We start from the raw sequence: 25,488 nt of genomic DNA, 5'->3' as shown, positions 1-25,488 counted from the left end.
GGCGGTTTTACTTTAGCTGGTACACCTGCTTTGTGCGAGTGGGCTGGTAGCGCCCGAATGTGGCGGGCAGCTTGTGGCGCAGTTCCGGCAGCAACCCCACTTCGTCAATAAGGACGGGCGGCGGCACCGGCAGTTGGGTGGCCAACCGAAAAATGGCGTCGTATTTGTTGAGGTGGCCGAAGTCGCGCCGGGCCAGGGGCCAATCGACGTAGGCCGTAACGGCCCGGTTCTGCAGATAAACGCCCCGACTGGGGCCCAGCACCAACACGCGTTGCCCCTGTACGGCGGCGTAGCGCGCGTCGGGCTGCGCGGCGTAGCGGGTTTCTAAGGGGAAGTTCAGCAGGCTATCGAGGCCGAGCCAAGCCCGGTGCCGCACGCCCAGCACCCCGGCCAGCACGACCACAAACAGCACGTCGACCACCCACCCGCGGCGCGTGTGTTGCCACAGAAACAGGCTGAAGTAGGCCAGCGGCGGCAGCATGAGCACCAGCAGGCCCGGCGCCGAGCCACCCAGAATGGCACCCGTCAGCACGGCCGTCACCAGCCATACCAGCATCAGCTGCTGAAACTTTACTTGAAACACCAGCCCCAGCGACGTGGTGAACGTGCGCGTGAGGGACAACACCAGCACTATCGCGGGCAGAATCAGCAGCTTGAGCTGCAGGGCGCGGGGCAGGGCATCGACGGCCGCGGCCCCAGCCAGCATCGGCTCCAGGTGAAACTGCCGGAACTGCGGCAGCGCGTTGAAGTACAGAAACACCGTGGCCACTACGGCATACGGGAAGCCAAAGCCGCACAGCAGCAGCAAAAAGCTCCGAAACGAGTTGGCGGCAAAGCTGATAACGGCAAACAGCCCGACCAGCAACAGCATGGCCAGCGGCAGGTAGCACAGCGCCGCCACGCCCAGCAGAAAGCCGGCCCGAAACAGACGGGTGTTGTCGTAGCCCTCGCGCGAGGTGGGCAGCAAGGCGCTCAACGCAAATACCACGAACGTTTGGCCCAGCAGCAGCGGCGACAGGATGTCGAGGTCGGTGCTGGCGCTGCCCACCAAGGCATAAGAAAGGGCCGCCAGGTAGCCGCGCTCGGGGTGCACGTTGTAGCGGTTGAACACCACACTCAGGCGCAGGCTTTGCGTGAGCAGCAACACCACAGCCAGTAATCGGTATACCCACACCGACCGCCCTACCAAGGCGTCGAGCAGGCCAAAAGCAGCGGCGGCCAGCGGGGCGGTGTGGTCGTACACATCGCGGTAGAGCAGGGCGCCGGCGTGCAGCCGTTCGCCCACCACCCAGCCCCGCAGCTCGGCCCAGCTCAAAGGCACGCCGCTAAACCAGAGCAGCGGTAGCCGAATGGCCAGCACCAGCAGCACCAAACCAATAAGGCGGGTAGGAAGCGTACTTCGAAAGAAACGGAGCAAGCGCGGAACGTGATTGAGTGCTGGAATGAACGAGCCAGCCTGTAGTTCAGGGACCGAAACACTCCGGGCCAAAGGTAAGGCCGCCGCCGTGCCCTGCCGAATGCCGATGGGAATGAGCCGGGCTTACGGGCCGGCCACGGGGCGGCTTTTCCGCTTAGCCCCACAAACCCGCTTACTCTTAAACTCTTTTCCCCCGTACCTTTGCCTATTCTATGGATAGCAAACGACAGCAGAAATTCGCCAGCCTGCTCACCAAGGAACTGGCCGAGGTATTTCGGCGCGACCTGCCGCACTTGTTCGCCGGCACGTTGCCGCCCAGCATCACCGCCCTGCGCGTGAGCCCTGATCTGGGCGTGGCGCGGGTGTATCTGAGCGTGCTGCTGGCTGACAACCCGCAGGCCCAGGTAGATCTGGTGGCCGAGCACACCAAGGAAATTCGCTTTGCGTTGGCCAAGCGCGTGCGCAACCAAATGCGCGTGGTACCCGATCTGAGCTTCTTCCTCGACGATTCGGCGGCCTACGCCACCCGCATGGATAAGGTCATCAACGACCTGAACATTCCGCCCGCCTCGCCCGAAGACGAAGACAACAAGCCCCAGCGCCCCCGCCTCTTCGCCGACGAAGACTAACCGGTAACGCGCACGGCCCACCGGGTTATGTGTGCCCGGTATTCGCCGCTTACCCTGGCGCCCCACCCAATACCCTTTACTCCCTACCTCCGCCTTCCCTTGCATTACGACCCCATCAAGCGCACCCTGGGCGACGTGTTCAACCGCACGCCGTGGCTGCGTCAGCTGTTTTACAACCTGCTCGATTTGCTGCTGCTGCGCACCTGGCACGTGCACCGCGAACTGCGCCAGTGGGCCAAAGGCCGCCGCGACCAAGCTCAGAACATCCTCGATGCGGGCGCCGGCTACGGCCAGTATACCTACTGGCTGTCGGGCATGAGCGACAAATGGCAGGTGCTGGCCGTGGACGTGAAGGACGAGCAGGTGGCCGACTCCAACCGGTTTTTCCGGCAGATTGGGCGGCCGCACGTGCAGTTTGCAGTGCAGGACCTCGTGCTCTACCAGCAGCCGAACTCCTTCGACTTGGCACTGGCCATCGACGTGATGGAGCACATTCTGGAAGACGTGGAGGTGATGACCAACCTGCACGCCTCGCTCAAAGATGGCGGCATGCTCATCATCAGCACCCCATCCGACCAAGGCGGCTCCGATGTGCACGGCGCCGACGACGCCTCGTTCATCGAAGAGCACGTGCGCGACGGCTACAACATCAACGAGATTCAGCAGAAGCTGCGCACGGCTGGTTTCGAGCGCATCGAGGCCAAATACAGCTACGGCCTGCCCGGCCAGATTTCGTGGCGCCTGTCGATGAAATACCCCATCCTGATGCTGGGCGTGTCGAAGGCGTTTTTCGTGCTGCTGCCGTTCTACTACCTCGTCACGTTCCCGTTTTGCCTCGTGCTCAACTGGCTCGACGCCCGCGGCCACCACGATTCCGGCACCGGGCTCATCGTGAAGGCCTGGAAATAAGAACTTCGGCCGCAAGCGCGCGTAAGCAACCCGCCACTTACCTTTAAGCTCCGCTGCTCGCCGCCGTCTCCGCCCCGCATGAACGTTCCCTTTCTGATAGCCCAGCGCTACTTCCGCTCCAAGAAGAAGCGCAACATCATCAGCATCATCTCCAACATCTCCATGATTGGGGTGGCCGTGGGCACGATGGCGCTGATCATCGTGCTGTCGGTGTTCAATGGGCTCGAAGACTTGGTTCGCTCGCTCTACGGCAAGTCGGACCCCGATTTGAAGATTGCGGCGGTGCAAGGCAAATCGTTCGAGAGCAACGCCTTCCTGGTCAACCGCATGAAGGCCGTGCCGGGCGTGGAGCTGGTGACGGAGGTTATTGAAGACAACGCCCTGCTACGCTACCACGAGCGACAGATGGTAGTCAAGCTCAAGGGTGTATCGGAGAACTACTACGCCCAGAGCGACATCGACTCGGCCATCGTCGACGGTGACCACCGCCTGCACCGCGACGGGCAGGACTACGCCCTCATTGGGGCCGGGGTGCAGCACGAACTGAGCATTGCGCTGGAAAACCGCTTTTCGCCCTTGCAGCTTATGTACCCGCGCAACGTGGCGGGCAAGCGCACCCTCAGCATCAACCCCGAAAGCGCCTTCAACCAAGAGCCCATTCTGGCCGGCGGCGTGTTCTACATCGAGCAACACCTCGACGACAGCTACATTTTTGTGCCCATTGGGTTTGCGCAGCGCCTGCTCAACTACGGCAACCGCCGCACCGCGCTGGAAGTGAAAGTGGCCGCCAACCGGCCCATTGAGGAAGTAAAAGCCGAGCTGAAGCAAGTGCTGGGGCCGCAGTTCTCCGTGCTCGACTCCGATGAGCAGCACGTGTCGTTGCTCAAGGCCATTAAGGTGGAAAAGATGTTCGTGTTCATCACGTTCGCTTTTATCCTGCTCATTGCCTCGCTCAACATCTTCTTTTCGCTCTCGATGCTCGTCATCGACAAGCGTAAAGACGTAGCCGTGCTCATGGCTATGGGCGCTACGCCCAACGTCATTCGCCGCATTTTCCTGATGGAAGGCGCTATTGTGGCCCAGGTTGGCGCTATTACCGGCTTGGTGCTGGGCGTGAGCATCTGCTGGCTGCAGCAGCAATTCGGCCTCGTGTCGATGGGCATGGCTACCAGCGTGGTAGAAGCTTACCCCGTGAAAATGCAGGCCGCCGACGTACTCTGGGTTGGCATTGCCATCGTGGTCATTACCATTCTTGTGTCGGTGAGGCCCGCCTTGAACGCGCCCCAAATCGACTTGCGCGAGAATTTGTAATCCGCCAGGAGACTAGCACTTTTATTGGGCGATTAGCACAACTCGGCGCAAACCTGCGCCGTATTGGGGAGTTATTGTTCAAGTATCAAGCTGTTCAAGGCTCAACCTGAAAAAAACTTATGATTATTTATAGATAAAGTTTTATTATTTCCGAAATAATATACAACTTAGCTTTTGTTCTTAATTTCAATGCCGCATTTGCTGCCGTTATGAAGGTCTCTACCACGCAGCCATTTCAAATTGTTTACTCGCTGTTTGAGCACGAGTACCTGGGCTATTTGTTTGAGTCCTACGTCGTTCAGCTCAATGCCAAGGGGCAGCTCACGTTGCAGCACCAGAACGTATCGGCCAAAAACGCGCCGGAGTTTGCGGACGGGCTCGACGCGAAAGACTTCGAGTTGATTGCCCTGACCGACCAGGTGCAGCAAGATGCGGTTATCAAAGAGTTCTGGTCGAAAAAGACCACGCCAGCCGACTTCTTTTTCAAGATTTACGACCCCGAAAAGGGCGACAAGGGGCTGCAGGAGCGCATTTCGGGCTACGTGCAGAACCGCATGGGCCAGATTCTGGACCGGCTGCAGGGCAAGCTCGTGTTCATCATGGGCAAGGACGGGGAGCCGACTTGGCACGAAATAAAGGTGGCGCCCGAGCCCGCGTCGGTGCTGTTTCACTTCCGCCGCAACCCCGACAATACCCACTACTTTCCCACCATCCAGTACTGCGGCCAGAAGCTCGACTTCACGGGCCGCGGGGCCGTGATGGTGTGCTGCCAGCCCGCTTGGATGCTGCTCGACGACGTGCTGCACAACTTCCGCAACGATGTGGACGGTAAAAAGCTGCAGCCTTTCTTCAGCAAGAAGTTTATCGTCATTCCGCGGCAGGTGGAGGACAGCTACTACCAACGCTTCGTAGCGCCGTTGGTGGAATCGTTCGACGTGCACGCCCGCGGCTTCGACATTCGCTCGGAGCGCTACCAGGCGCGCCCGCACCTCATTTTCTCCGACGTGCCCACCGCGGGCCTCACCTACGCTACCGATGCCGGCCCCGCCGCGCGCCGGGCCGCGGTTACCGATTCCGGCTCCGACCACATTCATTTCGACTTGGCTTTCCGCTACGGCAACCACCTGGTGCGCAACCACGACAAGCGCGTGAGCGTGCAGCTGGAGAAAACGTCGGATTCCTACGTGTTCCACCGCCTCATTCGCAATCTGGAAGACGAGCAGGAGTTCATTCGGGCGCTGCAGGACCGGGCGCTGGAAGTGCAGAATGGTCGCGCCGTGCTCGAAAAAGCCACCGCTTTCAAGTGGCTGCACTCGCACGCGGCCGAGCTGGCCCAACTGGGCTTCACGGTGCAGCAGGGCAGCTCGTCGGGCAAGGACTACTTCATCGGGCAGGTAACGGTGACGGTGGGCATTACCGAAACCAACGACTGGTTCGACATCCACGGCACGGTGCGTTTCGGCGAATTTGAAATTCCGTTTGCCAAGCTTCGGCCCTACATCCTACAGAAGCGCCACGAGTTTAAGCTGCCCAACGGCCAGATTGCCATCATTCCCGAGGAGTGGTTTACGCAGTACCTGGAGCTGTTTGCCTTTAGCGAAGACCACCACCACACCCTCAAGCTCAAGAAGCACCACGTCGCGCTGGTGTCGGACCTGCAGAACGGCAACCTGGCGACGGTGACCATGAGCCGTAAGCTGGAGCGGCTGCGGGGCTTCGAGATGGTGGAAGACCAGCCCCTGCCGGCCGGTTTCCACGGCGAGCTACGCCCCTACCAGAAAGCCGGCTACAACTGGCTGCATTTTGTGCAGGACTATCATTTCGGCGGCTGCTTGGCTGACGATATGGGCTTGGGCAAAACCGTGCAGACGCTGGCCATGCTGATGGACCGCAAGGAAAGCGGGGCGGCCGGCGGCGCGGCGTCGTTGCTGGTCATGCCCACGTCGCTGGTATACAACTGGCTGAGCGAAGCCCAGAAGTTTACGCCCGGCCTGCGCATTCTGACCTACACCGGCACCTACCGCGACAAAAACGTGGAGCAGTTCGCCGATTACGACGTGATTCTGACCTCGTACGGCATCGTGCGCCTCGACGCGGAGCTGCTGAAAACCTACCATTTCGATTACGTAATCCTCGACGAGTCGCAGGCCATTAAGAACCCCGGCTCGACCACTTCGCAGGCCGTGCGGCACCTGCACTCCCGCCACCGCCTGATTCTGACCGGTACGCCGGTCGAGAACAGCACGATGGACCTTTGGTCGCAGATGTCGTTTATCAACCCCGGCTTGCTTGGCTCACAGGCGTTTTTCCGCAAGGAATTCCTCAAGCCCATCGAGAAGGAGAAAGACGAGGCCAAGACCAAGCGCCTGCACGCGCTCATCAAGCCCTTTATTCTGCGTCGCCACAAGGCCCAGGTAGCTACCGAGTTGCCCGAGAAAATCGAGCACCTGAGCTACTGCCGCATGACGGAGGAGCAGCAGAGCTGCTACGAGGAAACCAAGAGCTACTACCGCAACAAGATTCTGCAGAGCATTGAGGAGCACGGCACGGCCAGCACCCAGTTTATGCTGCTGCAGGGCCTCACCAAGCTACGCCAGATTGCCAACCACCCGCGCATGGCCGACGAGGAGTATGAGCACGAATCGGGTAAGCTGCGCGAGGTGGTGCGCATGATCCGGAGCGTGGTATCGGAAGGCCACAAGGTGCTTGTGTTTAGCCAGTTTGTGAAGCATCTCGACTTGGTGCGTAGCTCGCTCGACGAAAAGCAAATTGAATACGCCTACCTCGACGGCAACACCCGCGAACGGCACAAGGAAGTGGCGCGTTTCCAGGAAACCGAAGATTTGCGCGTGTTCCTGATTTCGCTGAAAGCCGGCGGCGTGGGCCTAAACCTGACGGCGGCCGACTACGTGTTCATCCTCGACCCGTGGTGGAATCCGGCGGTGGAAGCCCAGGCCGTGGACCGCGCCCACCGCATCGGGCAGGAGAAAACGGTGTTTACCTACAAGTTCATCACCAAGGGCACCGTAGAGGAGAAAATCCTGGCCCTGCAGAACCGCAAGATTCAGCTGGTTTCCGACCTGATAACCACCGACGAAGCCATCATCAAGAGCCTGACGAAGGAAGATATTGAGGAGTTGCTGGGGTAGAGGCCGAATTGTCAAGTCACCGTCATCGGTACTGTTCGTACTCATACGTGGTAATCTGCGTCATTCCTCCGTCTAATTTCTCGCTTTTCCGAGCCAGAAGGCCGTTTTGGTATTGGTAGATGCTTTCGTATGTGCTGCGAAACCAACCCTGATCATCCGCTGCACGACGCACAAGTAGGCCTGCAGAATCGTAACTCAGTTGGTAGGAGCGGCCATGCATACCGATGTACTCTTCGCCAACAAGCTGGCCTTTGGTGTTGTATTGCCCCCGCCATTCTTCGGTGTTGTTCCCGCACGTCACTACTCCAAGCTGAAAACCGAATTTGATCCGGGTAAGTTGACCCTGAGTGTTGTAGTAATAACGCTCGGTTTCAACGTTGTTTTCTACCGATTGCAATAGGCCGTTGGAGTAGTAGACTAGCTGGTGATTCCCTGCCCGCCTTAGCTGCCCTTTTCTGTTATAAGTATATTTGAACCGCTCAACGACCTGCTGCCGGGTACTGTCGGACAGGGTGGTTACCGCAGCTATTTTGCCGTCGGATAAATAGATACAAGTAAAAAACTGATTGTACCCACTGCTGGGTTGATCGGTCCACTGCGTCCAAAAACGTTGATAAATCGTGTGCCCCTGTTCGTTAAACTGCTTGATATTCCAGAAAACACGGCTATCGGTTGTACTCTTTTCGCGGATGGTTTTGATACGGTGCCGTTTAATATCAGCCATGGTCATGGAGCCCGGCAGTAAGCGGTTACTGATAAACAAGTTAACCGGTACTTGGATGTAGCGAAAGGGTCATCAGTACTTGCTGCAGCCTCAGGGGTGTTACCGAGCGAATTATAGGACAAACAAAGCGGTAGCAGCGAGGCAAAAAGAGCATCAAGCATGGCAAAAAACTAATAACAACCGTTGACGTCGGCAGCTGGTCTGACTGCCTACAGCTATAGATGCGTTTGCGCTGTAAATTCCATACACAGTTCCGCTACCCGCGCCACATCTTCGGCCGTGTGTAAAGCTGACAGCACCACCCGCGTAATGCACGGATCGGCCGCCGTGGGGTAGGCGAAGCTGGAAAGCAGCACGCCCCGCTGCAGCATGAAATCGGCCAGCTCGTTGCGGGGCGTGTAAAACACCGGGAAGCCGGGCGCACCCTGAAACAACTCTGTATCAGCGGTGGCGGCCGCAAACTGCTGCACGTTGGCGGCCAGTTGCGCCCGCGCCTGCCCATACAACTCTTCGGCCTGCACAAAGGCGTGCAAATAGGCCGGCACCACCGGCGAGCTGGCCCCGAAAAAGGCGCTTTGGCGCAGTTCGTCGATGAAACGCGCCTCGGACAGTACTACCCCACCCGGAATACCGCAGGCCTTGCCGAGCGAACTAACCACGACCACCCGCACCGACGGCGGTACGCGCAGCTCCCGAAAAATGCCCGCGCCGCCGGGGCCAATGACGCCGAAGCCGTGCGAATCGTCGATGAGCAGCGTGATGGGGCGGTTGGTGGGCAGGTGCTGCGTCCACGCGAAATCGTAGCGCTGGGCGCGCAACGGGTCGAGCGAGTTGGAGACGATGACGACTGGCTCGGGCGTTTCGTGCTGCAGGCGGCGCAGCAGGTGCGCGGCCCAGTCGTCGAACGGGCGCGGGGCGGTGGGCAGCGGCGCGTGCTCGGTGAGCCAAGCTGCAGGGTGGGTGCCGGGGGCGTACTCGAACCGGCCGGCGCGGGCCAGGGCTTTCACGGCCATCTGGCCCGCCAAATAGCCCGACGATACCGTGAGGGCCGCCGCGGCACCGGTGTATGCGGCGAGGTAACGTTCTGCTTCGGCGTAGATGCGCAGGCGCAATGGGCCGTTGCGCGAGTTGCCGTAGTTGCTGCCGTAGCGGCTCAAGCCCTCAGCCAGCAGGGCGGCAAACGCCGGGTTGCGCGCCATGCCCAGGTAGCTGGTGCCGCTGCAGTAGAGGTATTCGCGGCCGTCGGTGGCGAGAAGTGTGCGGCCGGGCAGGTGGTCGGCTTCGAGCATGGGCAACAAAACGTACTTCAATCGACAGCTTACGTCCACTGCCGAACCACTGGATTATTCAACTCGCACCAGCCGGATGGTGGGGCCGTTTACAAAAGTCGGGGTTCGGTACTTGGTGGAATCGTGGTACAATAGCTCTGTATCGGATACCTTAGTGAAGGTATCGAAGTCGGGCTCTTGTTCGATGGCGTTATCCAGCCGAATGGTGTACCGGTTGGCAGCGGCAATTCCGGTTCGCGACGTGAATGGGAAAATCGACATCAGTCGAAACCACGGTTCTGTCTTACGGACTCTGACGTAAACGCCCGTCCAACTGAATTTCCACTGCCGCCGAAAGCGGCTGGTGTCACCCGGTGCTTTCACCTCCTGCCATTCTCCGCGTATCCAATCGGGCGACGACAACGAGCAAGACGTACAGAGTAGAAGCAGTAGCAAGTATTTTGTCATATGCCGACAAGATAATCCGCCGACCTTCTGATGGCAACGGAACAATACATACCGAGCCGTGTTGGCAACCAATTATGCACCTCCTGCTCCGCACCGCCGTTGCCCAGCCGCCCGCGCAGGTGTGGGCCGGCTTCACCCGTCAGCTGTTCCTGAGCCTCGCCCCGCCGCTGCCGCAAATGCGCCTGCTGCGTTTCGATGGCTGCCGGCGCGGCGACGTAGTCGAAATCGAGCTGCACCTGGGGCCGTTGCGCCTCGGCCGCTGGACCTCGCTCATCACCGAGCACGGCGAGCTACCCGGCGGCGGCCGCTACTTCGTGGACCAGGGCCAGGAGTTGCCGGGGCCGTTGCGCTTCTGGCGGCACCGGCATTTGCTGGAAGCGGCGGCCGGCGACGGCACCGTTATCGTCGAAGACATCGAATACCGCACCTTCTCGCCGCTGCTCGATGCCCTGCTCTGCCCGCTCGTGTGGGCGCAGTTTGCCTGGCGGCGCCCGGTTTACCGCCGCGTGTTCGGCGCCCCGGCTACAGCGCCAGCACCATCCTGATGTCGGATCTTTGGTACTCCGACGGGAGCAGCGGCGCTTCCGCGAAGCCCAGCTTGCGGTACAGCGCCAGCGCCGGCGCCAGCTTACGGTTCGAGAGCAGTTCGATTTCCCGCGCCCCAATCTCGCGGGCTTTGTTGATGACGGCCTGGCCCAGCAAATAGCCAATGCCCAGGCCCTGCGCGGCGGGCGTCACGGCCATTTTGGCCAGCTCATACACACCCTCGTGCTCGTAGACGAGGGCGCAGGTGCCCACCAACTGCCCGTTGTGCCGGGCCATGAAAATGTAGCCGCCGCGGTCGAGGATGTAACCCTGCGGGTCGTCGAGCATGCGGCGGTCGAGGTCTTCGAGCACGAAGTAGCGCGTAATCCACTCGTGGTTCAGGTCGCGGAAGGCGGCTTGGTGCGCGGGCTCGTAGGGCAGAATGTCGACGGCAGAAACGGGGGTATTCATGGCGGGAAAGACGGGTGAGGGCCGCGAAGGACGCACCGCTCGCGCCCCGGCGCAAGAGCGCACCGCCGCTTCGGGTTACTTACAGCGAGGGAAGTTTTGGGCCCGGGGCGCCGGTTGCCAGGTTCAAACGGCTACCGGCGCTTCCATTTTTTGCCGGTTGTGCTGCCGGCCCCAGTACCACATCTGCTTGAGCACCGGGCAGAGCGTGTAGCCGTGGGCGGTGAGGCTGTACTCCACGCGCGGCGGCACCTCGGGAAACACCTCGCGCCGCACCAACCCTTCGGCCTCCAGCTCGCGCAGCTGCTTGGTCAGAATCCGCTCACTGACGCGGCCTAAGTGCCGCCGCACCTCACTAAAACGGCGCGGCTGCGGGTTCAGAAACATCAGGATATCGGCTTTGTGCTTGCCCTTGATGAGCTTCACGAGGGCGTCGATGGGGTTTTCCATAGCGGTTGAGTACGTGGAAGCGGGCCGTCGGGCAAAGATACCGCCTGCACTGCCCCGCGTTCGGGTGCGTACCTTTGCGGTTCGCACTTGCTTTTGTTTGCCATGTCCGCTGCCATCGTCACGCTCAAACCCGGAAAAGATCAATCCCTGCGCCGCCTGCATCCGTGGGTGTTTTCGGGCGCCATTGCCCGTATGCAGGGCGAGGTGACCGAGGGGCAGGTGGTGGCGGTGCACGCCCACAACGGCGAGCAGCTGGGCATGGGCCATTACGCCCCCGGTTCCATTGCCGTGCGCATGCTGGCCTTCGGCCCAGACGTGCCGGCCGTGGCCGACGAAGCCTTCTGGACCGAGAAGCTGCAGAACGCCTACCGCCTGCGCCACAGCTTGGGCCTGACGGGCGAAGGCGCGACCAACGTGTACCGCCTCGTGCACGCCGAGGGCGACGGCGTGCCCGGCCTCATCATCGACGTGTACGGCGACGTGGCCGTGGTGCAGGCCCACAGCGCGGGCATGTACCTGGCCCGCCCCCACATTGCCAAAGCCCTCCAAACGGCCGTGCCCGGCCTGCGCGCCATCTACGACAAGAGCGCCGAAACCGTGCCCCAAAAGGCCGCGCCCGGTGCCCAAAACGGCTACCTCTTCGGCGAAAGCACCGGCCACGAGCATCTTGTGCAGGAAAACGGCCACCGCTTCGCCGTGGATTGGGAAACGGGCCAGAAAACCGGCTTTTTCATCGACCAGCGTGACAACCGCGCCCTGCTGGCCCGCTACGCCCCCGGCCGCCGCGTGCTCAACACGTTCTGCTACACGGGCGGCTTCTCGGTGTACGCCCTGCAAGCCGGGGCCGAATTGGTGCATTCCGTCGATTCGAGCAAGAAAGCCGTGGAGCTGACCAACCGCAACGCCGAGCTGACCGGCTTGCAGGACCGGCACGAAGCCTACGCCCAGGACGTATTCACGTTCCTGAAAGACCGCCACAACCAGTACGACCTCATCGTACTCGACCCGCCGGCCTTTGCCAAGCACCTTTCGGCCCGCCACAACGCCCTGATGGGCTACAAGCGCCTGAACGTGGCCGGCATCAAGCAGATTTCGCCCGGCGGGCTGCTGTTTACTTTCAGCTGCTCGCAGGTGGTGAGCATGGAGCTGTTCGAGGGCGCCATCATGGCCGCCGCCATCGAAGCCGGCCGCCCGGCCCGCATCCTGCACCGCCTCACCCAGCCCGCCGACCACCCCGTGAGTTTGTTTCACCCGGAGGGAGAGTACCTCAAGGGTCTGGTGCTGGCGGTGGATTAAGCTACCCGGTGTTCATCGCGTCATCCTGAGCGCAGCGAAGGACCTTCTCACGCCGGAACAAAACGTTCAGCGGTGAGAAGGTCCTTCGCTGCGCTCAGGATGACAGACGAAAGCCCGCTCCACAGCATGGCTGACTGTTGGTGCTACTTCGCCGCGCCCGGCGCGGGCATCTGCATCAGAAACTGGCTGCCGCCGGCGCCGCCCGTGTAGGTAGGCACGTTGCTGCCGCCTTTTTCCCAGGCTTCAATCCAGCGCATCTGCACCAGCAGCGGCGTGAGCGACTGTTGCTGCTTTTCGTTGGCGTAGGCCTGGGCATCGGCCGCAATGCGAATGGCTTTGGCGCGGCCCTCTGCTTCGGCAATGTTGATGCGGGCCTGTGCTTCGGCCTGCCGGATGCGGTTTTCCGTCTGCAGCCCGGTTTGCACGGCCGTGTTCTTGGCGTCGATGGCGGCCTTGAGGCTGGCGGGCGGCTCCAGCTTGGTGGTAATCTGCTGCACGGTGAAGCCCATGCCCTGCAGCTGGCCGGTGAGAGCCGCCTTCACTTGGCCTTCGTAGCTGCCGCGGTTGCTGATGAGGCTGTCGGCGGTGTAGCGGTTGGTGGCCACGCGATAGGCCTCGTACACGGCCGTTTTCAGGAAGCCGTTCTCGATGTCGGTGAGCGGGCGGCGGTACTGGCGGAAGATGTCGTCGACCTTGTCCTGCTGAATGAAGTAGTTGAGGCTGGGCGCTACGCCAAAGCTGGAGCCGTCCTTGCTCTGCACCTCAAACTCTTCGTATTCCTTGTGCTGGGTGTACACCGGAAACTCGTACACGGCCGTGCTCAGCGGCGAGTAGAACACCCAGCCCGTGGTGTAGGTGATGTCGTCGACGCCGCGCCCCGAGCCGGTCAGGTTCACTTTGATGCCCACGTTGCCCGCGTCGATGCGCTCGACTTTGATGAGGCTGCAGCTGGCCACGAAGGCCACCAGCAACAAACCCAGAAAAATCAGCGGCTTCAGCCAGCGGCGGCTAGTCTCGAGTGGAATCGCGCTCATGCAGGTACGAAGTGGAGGATGGAGTGGAAGGCGGTTGGAAGCGCCGCAGGAGGGCGCGGGCGGCCTGGTACAGGGAAAGGGCCACCAGGCCCCCCACCACGGCCATGCCCAGCATGCCGTAGACGACCCATCGGTCGGAGGGCCGGTTGAGCCAGTCGAGCAGCACCGGCACGCAATAAGGCAAGCCCAAGCCGTAGAACAGCAGCCAAGCTAGCACCCATCGGAAGGAAGTACGTTTTGTGACCATGACGAAGCCGCGGCGGCTGAGTTGGCAGCCAATATGCGAACTAGCACGCAGACCCGCACCAACGGCGCCTAGGCGACGCACGCCAAGTGCCAGCCGTGCACCTGCGGGGCCTGCCGCTGGTACTGCGCCTTGTTTATGCGCCTTGCCTGCATTATCTTCGCAGTAGCTTATCCAGAAAGACCGAGGGACTGGGCCCTGTGACGTCTTAGCAACCAGCCACTGCGGCGGAGGTGCTAACTCCCATCCGAAGCCACTTGCGCGTTCGGAAAAGATGAGCGAATCCGGCCACCCTTCGCGGCGGCCGTGACTTTCTGGATAGGCGCACACGCACACCCTATACCCAGAAAGCAGCTATGGCCACTTTGCCGTCTTCTCCGCTTGCCGACTTGCTCGCCCGCCGCGCCATTGTGCTCGACGGCGCCATGGGCACCATGATTCAGCGCCACCAGCTCACGGAAGAAGATTTCCGGGGCACGCGCTTTCAGGACCACCCCAAGCCCTTGCGCGGCAACAACGACCTGCTCTGTCTGACGCGCCCCGACGTGATTCGCGGCATCCATGCCGAGTACTTCGCCGCGGGCGCCGACCTAGCCGAAACCAATACCTTCTCGGGCACCACCATTGCCCAAGCCGACTACGGCTTGGAGCACGTGGTGTACGAGCTCAACTACGAGGCCGCCCGCCTCGCCCGCCAGGCCGCCGACGAATACAGCACGCCCGAGTGGCCGCGCTTCGTGGCCGGCGCCATTGGCCCAACGAACCGCACCGCCTCCCTCTCGCCCGACGTGAACCGGCCCGGCTTCCGCGCCGTGACCTTCGATGAGCTGGCCGAGGCCTACCACGAGCAGGTGCGCGGCCTCGTCGACGGCGGTGTAGACGCGCTGCTGATCGAGACCATCTTCGACACGCTCAACGCCAAGGCGGCCCTGTTTGCCACCCAGCGCTTTTTCGACGAAGGCGGCCGCGTGGTACCCGTCATGATTTCGGGCACCATCACCGACGCCTCGGGCCGCACGCTCTCGGGCCAAACAGTGGAGGCGTTCTGGAACTCCATTCGCCATTTGCCCATCCTGAGCGTGGGCCTGAACTGTGCCCTCGGCGCCAAGCAGCTGAAGGTGTACCTGCAGGAGCTGAGCCGCTTGGCCGACTGCTACGTCTCGGCTTACCCCAACGCGGGCCTGCCCAACGCCTTCGGTGGCTACGACGAAACGGCCAAGCAGTTTGCCGACGTGCTGGAAGAATACCTGCAGGAAGGCCTGGTGAACATTGTGGGCGGCTGCTGCGGCACCACGCCCCAGCACATTGCCGAGGCCGCCAAACTGGTGAGCCAGTACCCCGGCCGCGCCATTCCCGAGCGGCCCCGCGCTACGCGCCTGAGCGGTTTGGAGCCGGTGAACGTGTACCCCGACAGCCTGTTTGTGAACGTGGGCGAGCGGTGCAACGTGACGGGTTCCCGCGCCTTTGCCAAGCTCATTCGGGCCGAGAAGTACGAAGAAGCCCTGGCCGTGGCCAAAGCGCAGGTAGACGGCGGCGCGCAGGTACTCGACGTGAACATGGACGAAGGCCTGCTCGACTCGGCCGCCGCCATGACGACCTTCCTGAACCTGATCGGCTCGGAGCCCGACGTGGCCCGCCTGCCCATCATGATTGACTCCTCGAAGTGGGAAGTCATCGAAGCCGGCCTGAAATGCACCCAGGGCAAGAGCATCGTCAACTCCATTTCGCTGAAGGAAGGCGAGGAAGCCTTCAAGCACCACGCCCGCTTGGTGCGCGCCTACGGGGCAGCCGTCATCGTCATGGCCTTCGACGAGCAGGGCCAGGCCGACAACTTTCAGCGCCGCGTCGACATCTGCCAACGCGCCTACCGCATCCTGACCGAGGACATCGGCTTCCCGCCCGAAGACATCATTTTCGACCCCAACATCCTCACCGTGGGCACCGGCATCGAGGAGCACCGCCGCTACGCCATCGACTTCATCGAAGCCGTGCGCTGGATCAAGCAGCACCTGCCCGGCTGCCTCACCAGCGGCGGCGTGAGCAACGTGAGCTTCGCCTTCCGCGGTCATGACCAGGTGCGCGAGGCCATTCACGCGGCCTTCCTCTACCACGCCATCAAGGCCGGGCTCGACATGGGCATCGTGAACCCCAGCCAACTCATCGTGTACGACGAGATTCCCGGTCCGCTGCTCGAAGCCGTGGAAGACGTACTCTTCGACCGCCGCGCCGACGCCACCGAGCGGCTGGTGCAGCTGGCCGACATGCTCAGCCTAAGCAAGGGCGGCGGGGCCGCCTCCAAAGCCGCTGCCACCAACGACGAATGGCGCAGCTGGCCGGTGGAAAAGCGCCTTTCACACGCGCTGGTGAAGGGCCTCACCGACCATATCGAAGCCGATACCGAAGAAGCCCTCAAGCAACTGGGCCGCCCGCTGGCCGTGATTGAAGGACCGCTGATGGCCGGCATGACCGTGGTGGGCGACCTGTTTGGCGCGGGCAAAATGTTCCTGCCGCAGGTCGTGAAATCGGCCCGCGTGATGAAGCGCGCCGTGGCCTGGCTAGAGCCTTATATGCAGGCCGAGCGCGACGCCGCGGCCCTGCAGGGCGGCACCGAAGCCCGGCAGACCGCCGGCAAAGTGCTGCTGGCCACCGTGAAGGGCGACGTGCACGACATCGGCAAAAACATTGTGGGCGTGGTGCTGGCCTGCAACAACTACGAGGTCATTGACTTGGGCGTGATGGTGCCGCTGGAGCGCATCGTGGACGAAGCCGAGCGCATCGGCGCCGACATCGTGGGCTTGAGCGGCCTGATTACGCCTTCGCTCGATGAGATGGTGTACGTGGCGCAGGGCCTCGAAAAGCGCGGGCTGCGTGTGCCGCTGCTCATCGGCGGTGCCACTACCTCGCGCCTGCACACGGCGGTGCGCATCGGCCCGGCCTACTCGGGCCCGGTGGTGCACGTGAACGACGCCTCGCGGGCCGTGCCAGTAGCTTCGGCTTTGCTGGGGCTGGGTCGGGATGCTTTCGTGAATGACATTGCCGCCGAGTACCTGCAGCTGCGCGACGACCACGCCGGCCGCCAGCGCAACAAGGACTACGTGAGCATTGCCGACGCCCGCGCCGGCGGCTTCCAGGCCGATTGGGCCGCGGCCGACATCACCAAGCCCTCGTTCCTGGGCACGCGGGTATTCGAGGACTACTCGCTGACCGAGCTGCTGCCCTACATCGACTGGACGCCGTTTTTTCACGCCTGGGAGCTGAAAGGCCGCTACCCGCGCATTCTGGAAGACGCCACCTACGGCGAGGCCGCCACCAAGCTGTTTGCCGACGCGCAGGTGCTGCTCAAGCGCCTCGTCGACGAAAAGCTGATTCAGGCCCGCGCCACGGTGGGCTTCTGGCCGGCCAATACCGTCGACCACGACACCATTGAGCTGTACCGCGACGACACGCGCCAGCAGGTGCAGGCCGAAACCTTCACCCTGCGCCAGCAAAGCCTGAAAGCGCCCGGCCTGCCCTACCTCGCCTTCTCCGATTTCCTGGCGCCCAAAGACTCGGGCCGCGCCGACTACCTCGGCGGCTTCGCCGTGACGGCCGGCATCGGGCTCGACGAGCTGGTGGCGCAGTTTGAGGCCCAGCACGACGACTACTCCGCCATCATGGCCAAGGCCCTGGCCGACCGCCTGGCCGAGGCACTGGCCGAGCGCCTGCACGAGCGGGTGCGCCGCGAATTGTGGGGCTACGCGCCCCATGAGCACCTGAGCAACGAAGGCCTGATCAAGGAAGAATACCGCGGCGTGCGCCCGGCTCCCGGCTACCCCGGCTGCCCTGACCACACCGAGAAAATCACCTTGTTTGAGCTGCTCGGCGGGGCGGCGCAAACCGGCATCACGCTCACCGAAAACCTGGCCATGCACCCTACCGCGGCCGTCAGTGGCTTCTACTACGCCCACCCCGACGCGCGCTACTTCGGCCTGGGCCGCATTGGCAAAGACCAGGTAGAAGACATTGCCCGGCGCAAGGGTATGCCGTTTGCCGAGCTGGAGCGGTGGTTGTCGCCGAACCTGAACTACGAACCTACCGCCGAAACCGTGGCCACTGGCCGCTAGGTCGGCCTCCCCGCCCTACGCCGGGCGGGGAGCATTTTGCTTTGCCTCCACTTGTATGAAAGTTACCGACCACCTGGCCCGCGCCAACGGCAAAACCTTGTTCTCCTTTGAGGTGCTGCCGCCCCGCAAGGGCGAAAACATCCAGACGCTGTTTTCCAACATCGAGCCGCTGCTGGAATTCAAGCCGCCGTTTATCGACGTGACGTACCACCGCGAGGAGTACGTGTACCGCCAGCACCCCAACGGCCTGCTGGAAAAGAAAACCGTGCGCCGCCGCCCCGGCACGGTCGGCATTTGCGCCGCCATCAAAAACCGCTTCGATGTGGACACCGTGCCGCACCTGATTTGCGGCGGCTTCTCGAAGGAGGAAACCGAAAACGCCCTCATCGACCTGCATTTCCTGGGCATCGACACGGTGCTGGCCCTGCGCGGCGACCCGATTAAGTCGGAAGGCAGCTTCAAGCCCCAACCCGACGGCCATGCCTACGCCTGCGACTTGATTGGGCAGGTGGCCAACCTGAACAAGGGCGAGTACCTCGACGAAGAGCAGGACGACACTTTTGCCACCGACTTCTGCATCGGCACGGCCGGCTACCCCGAAAAGCACTTCGAGGCGCCTAACCACGCCGCCGACGTGCGCTACCTCAAGCACAAAGTAGACCGCGGCGCCGATTACATCGTGACCCAGATGTTCTTCGACAACGCCAAGTTCTTCGAGTACGTGGCTCAGTGCCGCGCGGCGGGTATCACGGTACCCATCATTCCGGGCCTCAAGCCGCTCACCGGCAAAAAGCAGCTCACGGCCCTGCCCCGCTCCTTTTTCATCAACCTGCCCGAGGAGCTGGTGGAAGCCGTGGCCCAGTGCCGCGACGATGCCGCCGCCCGCGAAATCGGCATTGAGTGGTGCATTCAGCAGAGTCGCGAATTGATGGCCGCCGGCGTGCCCAGCCTGCACTACTACTCCATGGGCAAATCGGAAACGATCCGCCGGGTAGCGGCCGCGCTGTTTTAGCAGGCCCCTCGGCCCAGCTTGCGGCCGATGAACGGCTGTCGGCCGCGAAGAGGCCCCTTTGGGAACGGCTAACGCCCGCGGGCGTTAGCCGTTCTTTATTTTTCCTCGTTATTAAGCCGTTGCCATTTGCCATACCCATGTCTGAACGCCAGCACCACCTTGCCGAGCTTTTCTTGCGCCTGCGTATGGCCACGGCTCCGCTGGAAGTGGAAGCGCTGCAGCAAGGCATCTGGCAGTTGTGGCTGGAGCTCGACGATGTGGCCCTAAGCAAGCGGCTGGAAGCGGGCATGCGCGACATGGCCGCCGGCGAGTACAGCCAGGCCATTGCCGAGTTTACGTTCCTGATTAAGCAGCTGCCCGAGTACGCCGAGGGCTGGAACAAACGCGCCACGGCCTATTACCTGCGCGGCGAATACCGTTCCTCGCTCAACGACATTGCCCAAACCCTGAAGCGGGAGCCGCGCCATTTCGGGGCGCTATCGGGCAAAGCCACTATCCAGCGGATGCTGGGCGACCAGCGCGGCGCCCTGCGCACCCTGCGCCGTTTGGCGCGCTTGTGTCCGCACCTGCCGGGCCTGCAAGAGCAGCTCCGCGACGTGCAGGACCGCCTCGACGAGTCGTTGTAGCTGCACATATTTTTATTACCGGAGCCCGCCTGTTACCCCAATCGATTGGGGTGAAAAACTACATATATTCGCGTTGCTGAAGGCTGAAAATGAGTACGTAAGCGTCGTTTTTGCCTTTTAACCGCTCCACAACTTCCTTCCGCCGTATGTGTATCCAAATGCGCATGCGCACAGTGCAATTCTATGAAATCAATCTTACTCGCTTTTTTCCTGATTTTGGCTTCTCACACCCTGTACGCCCAAGGCCGGGTGCGGGCGTCGGAGCTGGATAGCGGCCGGGTGGAGAAAGGCAAGAAGGTGGGGCTGTGGAGCTACTACGCCTACACCGGCAGCGGCCGCAAAGTGCTGGTCCAGCGCTACGACCATTCTACCCAGAAGCTGCTGTATTTCCGCCAGTCCGATGACCGGCCTTACCGCCTGCAGCAAAACGGCGAGTGGAAAAGCGACTACCTCGACCGCCCGCCGCTGTTTCTGGGCGGCGACGGCGCTTTATCGGCCTACACCAGCCAGCTGCAGTACCCCGAAGACGCCCGCCAGCGCGAAGTACAAGGCCGCGTGGTGGTTACGTTTGTGGTGGATACGCTAGGCGCAGCCCGTGACCATAAGGTGCTGCTGGGCATTGGCAACAGCTGCGACCAGGAAGCGTTGCGCGTGGCCAAGCTGATTCCGGCGCAATGGATACCGGGGCGCAAAAACGGCCGCGCCGTGCCCGTGGAATACGAATTGCCTTTCGTGTTCCGGGTGCAGAATACTACTTCCTCGCGCTAGTATCCTGCGGCCCGCGGCAGCCGTACATTGGGGCATGAAACACGCTTTTGCCGCTTTCGTTTTTCGCCCCGCTGGCCTTCCGGTGCTGCTGGCCGCTAGCTCCTTGCTGCTCACCGCCTGCGACTCTACCCCGCGCGAACGGGAAGAGGCCGTGCGCAACAGTGCCCGCGAAATAGACACCGTGGCCAACCGCGCCGGCGACGTCCTCAAACGCGTGGGCAGCCGCGCCGCCCGCTGGGATTCCGTCTCGCGCCAGCGCAACCGCCAGCCGCTCGACAACGCCGCCACGGCCGCTTTCAACCAGGAGCTGCTGGGCAGCTACGCCAACGTGGAGCAACTGACCGTGACGGACCTAGAGCCAGCCTACGTGCAGCTGCTGCGCGAGACCCGCGCCAAGCGCCGCACCTGGACCCAGCGTGACTGGGACTACGCCACCGCCATTTTCAACCGCCTGAACGCCCGCTACCGCGCCATTCGCCTCGACCTGCCGGCTCGCAACGAATTGCACATCAAAGCGCTGCAAGCGGAGTTTACGGCCCTCGAAACCGGCCGCGACCTGAAAGACCTGGGCGCCGCCGTGAAAGACAAACCCGCCGACCGCCAGTAGTGCCACGATGCTCTTTTATCTTCAAGCCCCGCCTCGTGGTGGGGCTTTTTGCTTTGCTTGCCCTATGCCACGTTGTTTACTGCTTTGCTTGTGGTTGAGCTGTTTCCTGGGGCCGACGGTGGTGCCGGCTCAGACGCCACGCCCGCCCGCGCCCACCCTGCGGCTGATTGAGAAGGCCGAAACCATACCGGCCAAAGACCAGTGGCTGCAGCCCGGCGACCGGCTGCAAGTGCGCGTGAAAGCCCAGCCCGGCGCCCTGGTGACGATGCTCAACGGCGTACCTCTGGCCGAACTGGCGCCCGCGCTGGTGCAGGGCCAGCGCGGCGTGTACCAAACCAGCTACGTGGTGCAGCCCGGCGATACGCTAGGCACGGCCGCTGGCGTGGGCCGCCCATTGCTGCTGCGCCTGACGCTGCCTGACGGCCGCCGCGACTCCCTGCTCACCCGCACCACTGTGCGCCTGCTCGACCCCACCCAACTGCTGCTGGCCCGCACCCGCGGCGGCCTGGCTTACCTGAACTACGGCCTGGGCGAAGACCGCCTCGGCGGCGCCAAATTCGGCTACCTCGATTCGCTGGTGCTGCTGCACGTTACGGGCCGCGTGGCCGACCAATACCGCGTGCGCCTGGCCGACAACCAAACGGCCTGGGTGCCCGAGGAGGTTGTGCGGCTGCAACCAGCCGGCGGCCTCGTGCCGGTTTCGCTAACGGGCTCGTGGAGCGTGAGCGGCGACGAGCAGTTCGACTACGTGCGCGTGCCCCTGCAGGAGCGGCTGCCCTACCGCTCGGAGCTGCTGCCCGACCCCACGCGGCTGGTAATCGACGTATTTGGGGCCACCTCCAACACCAACTGGATAACCCAGCGGGCCGGCCTGCGCGAAATCGAGGACGTGTATTACCAGCAGCCCCAGCCCGATGTATTTCGGATTGTCATCAACCTGCGGCACGCGCAGAGCTGGGGCTACGCCATTGGCTACCAGGGCAACGTGCTGACAATACGGGTGCGGCGGCCGCCGGCGAAGCTGGAGCTGAAAGGGCTTACCGTGGCCGTAGACGCCGGCCACGGCGGCGACAACCAGGGCGCGGTGGGTGCCAGTGGCGTGATGGAAAAGAACCTCACGCTGGCTATGGCCCAAAAGCTGCGCACGCTGCTGGAAAAAGAGGGTGCCACCGTGCTCATGACCCGCGACGCCGACGTGAGCGTAGACAACGGCCTGCGCGTGCTGCGGCTGCGCAAAGCCTTGCCGCACCTGCTGGTGAGCATCCACGTCAATTCGGCGGGCGCCACCGAGGTGCAGGGTACGGCCACGTTCTACCGCTACGTGGCGTTCCGGCCGCTGTCGAAAGCCATTTACGACGAGATACTGAAAACCGGCCTCAAGCCCTGGGGCAACGTGGGCGCGTTCAACTTCGGCCTGAACGGCCCTACCGAATACCCCAACGCGCTGGTGGAAACGGCCTTCGTCTCGAACCCCGACGACGAGCGGCGGCTGGTAGACCCGGCCTTTCAGCAGCAGATAGCCGAGCGAATTACCGAAGGGCTCAAGCAGTTTCTGAAAGCCAATCGGGCCAAAGGTATCCGCGGCTGGTTCAGCAAGGAAGCGGCAGAGCAATAGAAGCTACAAAGCTCTTTTGCCGTTGTTTTTTTCAGAACCTCGCTACTTGCTGTCCTCCGAACTGACTTTTCGACCCGGCGAATTTTGCCATACCTGCTCAAGTTCGTATTGCTTTAGCTCGTGAGAAGGATAAACACCTCCAAACGCCCATATCTCCAAGTAGTCGATTAACCCGTTATCGACGACCAGCGTTGCGTCGGCTCCCACCTCCAGTTCCGTCGATTTAATAGTGACACCAGGATAGTATCCGTCGGCTGCACATCGGTACGCCTCGATGCCAGGCAACTGCTTAAAAGCAATAATTACACCCCTAGTTGTATACTCAAGATCGTCTTCCTCCAAAAAGGCCAGTTGATGCTGCAATGCGTCAACGGCGTCATCAGCATCGAGCAACAGCGTTAGAATGTCGCTAACGAACTTTGATTTGAGCATAGACGCTGCGTTTCATTGGTGCCTGTCGTGTCTCTTCGGCGAGATACCTAGAACGGGTAGCCGATAGCCAGGTTTGGCACCAGGGAACCGCCGCCACTGCCGCCGTAGGGCACGCGCAGCGGGTAGGCCACGTCGAGACGAATGACGAGGAACTGAATGTCGACGCGCACGCCCGCGCCGGCGCCGATGGCCAGCTCGTTGAGGAACGAGCCGGGCTTGAACTGCCCGCCGGGGCGCGTCTTGTCGTCGTTGACCAGCCACACGTTGCCGGCATCCATAAACAAGGCCCCCTTCACGTAAGGAAACAAGTCCTGGCGGTACTCCACGTTGGCTTCCAGCCGGATGTCGCCCACTTGGTCGTAAAAGCGCGAGCTGACGCTGGAGTTGGTGGGCTTATAGCTGCCCGGGCCCACTTCGCGCGGGGCAAACGCCCGCACGCTGTTGGGGCCGCCCACGCCGTACTGCTTCAGGTAGGGCATCACGTCGGAGTTACCGTAGGGCATACCCAGGCCAATGAGCAGGCGGGTGGCAATTTTGTTGCCGCTGGTGGGATTTTGGGTGATGCGGTAGTAGTTGCGGTACTCCAGGTCGAGCTTGGTGTACTGCGAAAATTCCTGCCCGATGATTTCGTAGCGGCCGCTGTCGTTGCGGGCCGCGCCGGTCAGCTTGTTGATGGCGCTGGCCAGGTTGCCGGCCAGCTCCAATCCGCCGTTGAAGTAGAGCTGGTTGCGCCGCCGCTCATACACCTGGGTGTTGTAGGTGTAGCGGTAGGAGCTGGCCGGAATAAACTGCTGCCGGAAAGAGTTGGCCAGAAACGGCCGGCTTTCGAGCAGCTTGTCGAACTCGGGCGTGGTTTTGGCCAGCCGGATGTACTGCAGGTCGATGGGGCGCAGTTCCTGCTCGTTGGTAATCTTGGTTTTCCAGCTGTAGCCGTAGTTCAGGTTGAAAAAGTCTTCCTGGAAAAACTGCCGCCGCTCCACGTAGCGGTAGCCGACGCCAAACGAGGTGCGCGGCTGAAAGTCGGAGTTGCGCAGCGTTACGTCGAGAAACGGCAGCGGCGGCGTGATGAGGCGCGGCACCAGCAGCTGCGCATTGGCGCCCAGCTCAAACGAGGTGAGGCCCAGCACCGGGCCGGTGGTGCCTTCCACGCCGGTGTTGCTGGAACCGGTGCCCTGCCGGGTTTCAAACGAGCCGACAACGTTGACCAGCAGCTGCTCGGCACCGCGCAGGGCCGAGCGGTTGCGGAACTGTGCCGTGAAGCCCGGCCCCGTAAAGCCGTTGGTTTTCGACACTAGCTGCACCTCGGCCCGCAGGCTCTTCTTCTTGAGCTGCGTCATGCGCACCGAGGCGTTCAGGAAGCCGTAGCCGGCCGAGTCGGGCTTCTGGCGGGCCTGCCGGAACTGAATGTCCACGAACTTGAAGGTGCCCAGGCTCATCAGGCGGCTCAGGGTCTGGTCTTGCCGGCGGCGTCGGTACAGGCTGTCGGGGAACAGAAACACCGCGCCCGTAATGGCCTTGGCCTTGAACACCTTCTCGTCGGGCACGTAGCGGTAGCCCTTGTACATGATGGGCTTAATCGACTCGGTGGTGTCCGTCAGGCCGTAGCGGGTGTTCAGCGTCACACGGTTGAGCACGTAGGACTGCGAGGCCCGCCTGGGAATATTGCCCTTCACGCGCAGGTACACGTCCACTTGGTTGTGCTCGGTGCTGTCGACTTCGTAGAGAATGTAGTCGGGGTTGAAGAAGTAGTACCCGTTCTGCTTCAGCTGGTCGTCGATGCGGGAGCGTTCGGTAATGAGCGTGTTGAGGTTGTACGGCTCGCCTACTTTCAGCAACGAGCCCGGCTGCGTTTTCCGAATGTCGCGGTCGAGCAGGGTGTCGCGCTCGGGGAAGTGAATTTCCTTGATGGTGTAGGCCCGCTGCACCGTGGCCGTGTAGTCGATGGTGGCGGTACGGCCTTTCGCGTTGGGCTTGGTTTGCACCCGCGGACCGGCAAAGTAGCCGTTGTTGTAGAGGCGGTTAATCATCAGCCCCTTCACTTTCTGGGTGTCTACCTGGCTCAGCAGCACCGGCGCTTCGCCGTATTTCTCGGCCAGAAAATGCCCCAGCCCCTTGCTCTTGCCCTGGCCCATGTGCCAGAAATACAGCTTGGGCCGCAGCCCCAGGATGGAGGCGTTGGGCTTGGGAGTGATGACCGTTTCCAGTTCGGTCTGCAGCTCCGCTTCCTTCTGAATGGGGTAGGGCGAGGTAATCTTGACGGTGCTGCCGGTATAAAGCTTGTCGTTTTCGGGAATGAACCGGGTGCCGCTGCACGCGGCCAGCAGCAACAGCGCCGCCAGTGCAGTGCCCTGCAGGGCCCGGTGGCGCACTGGCGTGCCCGGAGTTGCTGTGGTTGGCCGCGTCCCCGTCGTATTGGTTTTCATTACTGACATC

Annotated in this window: 22 protein-coding genes and 1 riboswitch; of the genes, 12 read left to right on the top strand and 10 right to left on the bottom strand. The window is 62.1% G+C overall.

Annotation, left to right across the window (positions count from 1 at the left end; genetic code table 11):
• Positions 1–7: 7 nt before the first annotated feature.
• Complete coding sequence (locus tag F0P96_RS08710; protein ID WP_151078478.1) at positions 8–1,417, bottom strand: hypothetical protein; 1,410 nt, start codon at positions 1,415–1,417, stop codon at positions 8–10.
• Between the two features lie 212 nt (positions 1,418–1,629).
• On the opposite strand from F0P96_RS08710, the gene F0P96_RS08705 reads away from it, so the two are divergent.
• From F0P96_RS08705 to F0P96_RS08690, 4 genes are all read left to right on the top strand, one after another.
• Positions 1,630–2,046 (top strand): ribosome-binding factor A, encoded by a 417-nt coding sequence (locus tag F0P96_RS08705; protein WP_151078477.1) that lies wholly within the window; start codon positions 1,630–1,632, stop codon positions 2,044–2,046.
• A gap of 99 nt (positions 2,047–2,145) precedes the next feature.
• Complete coding sequence (locus tag F0P96_RS08700) at positions 2,146–2,955, top strand: class I SAM-dependent methyltransferase (RefSeq protein ID WP_151078476.1); 810 nt, start codon at positions 2,146–2,148, stop codon at positions 2,953–2,955.
• Between the two features lie 78 nt (positions 2,956–3,033).
• Positions 3,034–4,266 carry an ABC transporter permease gene (locus F0P96_RS08695; protein ID WP_151078475.1) on the top strand — a complete coding sequence of 411 codons (1,233 nt, stop codon included), beginning with the start codon at positions 3,034–3,036 and terminating at the stop codon, positions 4,264–4,266.
• Positions 4,267–4,475: 209 nt separating this feature from the next.
• The gene (locus F0P96_RS08690; RefSeq protein WP_151078474.1) at positions 4,476–7,415 is read left to right on the top strand and encodes a DEAD/DEAH box helicase; all 2,940 of its coding nucleotides are present in this window, start codon (positions 4,476–4,478) and stop codon (positions 7,413–7,415) included.
• Positions 7,416–7,437: 22 nt separating this feature from the next.
• On the opposite strand, the gene F0P96_RS08685 is transcribed toward F0P96_RS08690, so the two are convergent.
• From F0P96_RS08685 to F0P96_RS08675, 3 genes are all read right to left on the bottom strand, one after another.
• Positions 7,438–8,139 (bottom strand): hypothetical protein, encoded by a 702-nt coding sequence (locus F0P96_RS08685; RefSeq protein WP_151078473.1) that lies wholly within the window; start codon positions 8,137–8,139, stop codon positions 7,438–7,440.
• 215 nt (positions 8,140–8,354) lie between these two features.
• A complete protein-coding gene (locus F0P96_RS08680; protein ID WP_151078472.1) occupies positions 8,355–9,428 on the bottom strand; it encodes an aminotransferase class I/II-fold pyridoxal phosphate-dependent enzyme in 1,074 nt (357 codons plus the stop codon).
• 54 nt (positions 9,429–9,482) lie between these two features.
• Positions 9,483–9,689, bottom strand: coding sequence for a hypothetical protein (locus F0P96_RS08675; protein WP_151078471.1), 207 nt, complete (start codon positions 9,687–9,689; stop codon positions 9,483–9,485).
• 260 nt (positions 9,690–9,949) lie between these two features.
• Here F0P96_RS08675 and F0P96_RS08670 point away from each other — a divergent pair, with 260 nt between their 5' ends.
• Positions 9,950–10,420 carry an SRPBCC family protein gene (locus tag F0P96_RS08670; protein WP_151078470.1) on the top strand — a complete coding sequence of 157 codons (471 nt, stop codon included), beginning with the start codon at positions 9,950–9,952 and terminating at the stop codon, positions 10,418–10,420.
• On the opposite strand, the gene F0P96_RS08665 is transcribed toward F0P96_RS08670, so the two are convergent.
• Positions 10,398–10,871: a GNAT family N-acetyltransferase gene (locus tag F0P96_RS08665; protein ID WP_151078469.1), complete on the bottom strand. Its 474-nt coding sequence runs from the start codon at positions 10,869–10,871 to the stop codon at positions 10,398–10,400. The two genes, F0P96_RS08670 and F0P96_RS08665, sit on opposite strands and share 23 nt — an antisense overlap.
• A 123-nt stretch (positions 10,872–10,994) precedes the next feature.
• Positions 10,995–11,318 (bottom strand): winged helix-turn-helix transcriptional regulator, encoded by a 324-nt coding sequence (locus tag F0P96_RS08660; protein ID WP_151078468.1) that lies wholly within the window; start codon positions 11,316–11,318, stop codon positions 10,995–10,997.
• Between the two features lie 102 nt (positions 11,319–11,420).
• On the opposite strand from F0P96_RS08660, the gene F0P96_RS08655 reads away from it, so the two are divergent.
• Positions 11,421–12,614, top strand: a complete 1,194-nt coding sequence (locus F0P96_RS08655; RefSeq protein ID WP_151078467.1) for a class I SAM-dependent rRNA methyltransferase — start codon at positions 11,421–11,423, stop codon at positions 12,612–12,614.
• Positions 12,615–12,757: 143 nt separating this feature from the next.
• Here F0P96_RS08655 and F0P96_RS08650 read toward each other — a convergent pair whose 3' ends face one another.
• Positions 12,758–13,648, bottom strand: coding sequence for a prohibitin family protein (locus F0P96_RS08650; RefSeq protein ID WP_151078466.1), 891 nt, complete (start codon positions 13,646–13,648; stop codon positions 12,758–12,760).
• Entirely contained in the window at positions 13,623–13,895 is a 273-nt protein-coding gene (locus F0P96_RS08645) for a hypothetical protein (protein ID WP_151078465.1), read from the bottom strand. The genes F0P96_RS08650 and F0P96_RS08645 overlap by 26 nt, the downstream gene beginning before the upstream one ends.
• Before the next feature lie 164 nt (positions 13,896–14,059).
• Positions 14,060–14,173: riboswitch (SAM riboswitch) on the top strand.
• A gap of 75 nt (positions 14,174–14,248) precedes the next feature.
• On the opposite strand from F0P96_RS08645, the gene metH reads away from it, so the two are divergent.
• The 6 genes from metH (at position 14,249) to F0P96_RS08615 (ending at position 22,623) form a co-directional block, all read left to right on the top strand.
• Positions 14,249–17,995, top strand: a complete 3,747-nt coding sequence (gene metH / locus F0P96_RS08640; RefSeq protein ID WP_151078464.1) for a methionine synthase — start codon at positions 14,249–14,251, stop codon at positions 17,993–17,995.
• Between the two features lie 55 nt (positions 17,996–18,050).
• Positions 18,051–19,007 (top strand): methylenetetrahydrofolate reductase [NAD(P)H], encoded by a 957-nt coding sequence (metF, locus tag F0P96_RS08635; RefSeq protein ID WP_151078463.1) that lies wholly within the window; start codon positions 18,051–18,053, stop codon positions 19,005–19,007.
• A gap of 137 nt (positions 19,008–19,144) precedes the next feature.
• Positions 19,145–19,633: a tetratricopeptide repeat protein gene (locus F0P96_RS08630; protein ID WP_151078462.1), complete on the top strand. Its 489-nt coding sequence runs from the start codon at positions 19,145–19,147 to the stop codon at positions 19,631–19,633.
• Positions 19,634–19,816: 183 nt separating this feature from the next.
• A complete protein-coding gene (locus F0P96_RS08625; RefSeq protein ID WP_151078461.1) occupies positions 19,817–20,401 on the top strand; it encodes an energy transducer TonB in 585 nt (194 codons plus the stop codon).
• A gap of 34 nt (positions 20,402–20,435) precedes the next feature.
• Positions 20,436–21,008 carry a hypothetical protein gene (locus F0P96_RS08620; RefSeq protein WP_151078460.1) on the top strand — a complete coding sequence of 191 codons (573 nt, stop codon included), beginning with the start codon at positions 20,436–20,438 and terminating at the stop codon, positions 21,006–21,008.
• 64 nt (positions 21,009–21,072) lie between these two features.
• The gene (locus F0P96_RS08615) at positions 21,073–22,623 is read left to right on the top strand and encodes an N-acetylmuramoyl-L-alanine amidase (RefSeq protein ID WP_160620275.1); all 1,551 of its coding nucleotides are present in this window, start codon (positions 21,073–21,075) and stop codon (positions 22,621–22,623) included.
• Between the two features lie 42 nt (positions 22,624–22,665).
• Here the strand turns inward: F0P96_RS08615 and F0P96_RS08610 are convergent, their stop codons facing one another.
• Together F0P96_RS08610 and tamL are read right to left on the bottom strand one after the other, a co-directional pair.
• The gene (locus F0P96_RS08610; protein WP_151078458.1) at positions 22,666–23,055 is read right to left on the bottom strand and encodes a hypothetical protein; all 390 of its coding nucleotides are present in this window, start codon (positions 23,053–23,055) and stop codon (positions 22,666–22,668) included.
• A 47-nt stretch (positions 23,056–23,102) separates the two neighbouring features.
• A complete protein-coding gene (gene tamL / locus F0P96_RS08605) occupies positions 23,103–25,487 on the bottom strand; it encodes a translocation and assembly module lipoprotein TamL (protein WP_151078457.1) in 2,385 nt (794 codons plus the stop codon).
• Position 25,488: the final 1 nt, after the last annotated feature.

Origin of the sequence: Hymenobacter busanensis (genome assembly GCF_008727865.1) — a bacterium.
GTDB lineage: Bacteria > Bacteroidota > Bacteroidia > Cytophagales > Hymenobacteraceae > Solirubrum > Solirubrum busanense.
This window is presented reverse-complemented; position numbering and strand designations above follow the sequence as displayed.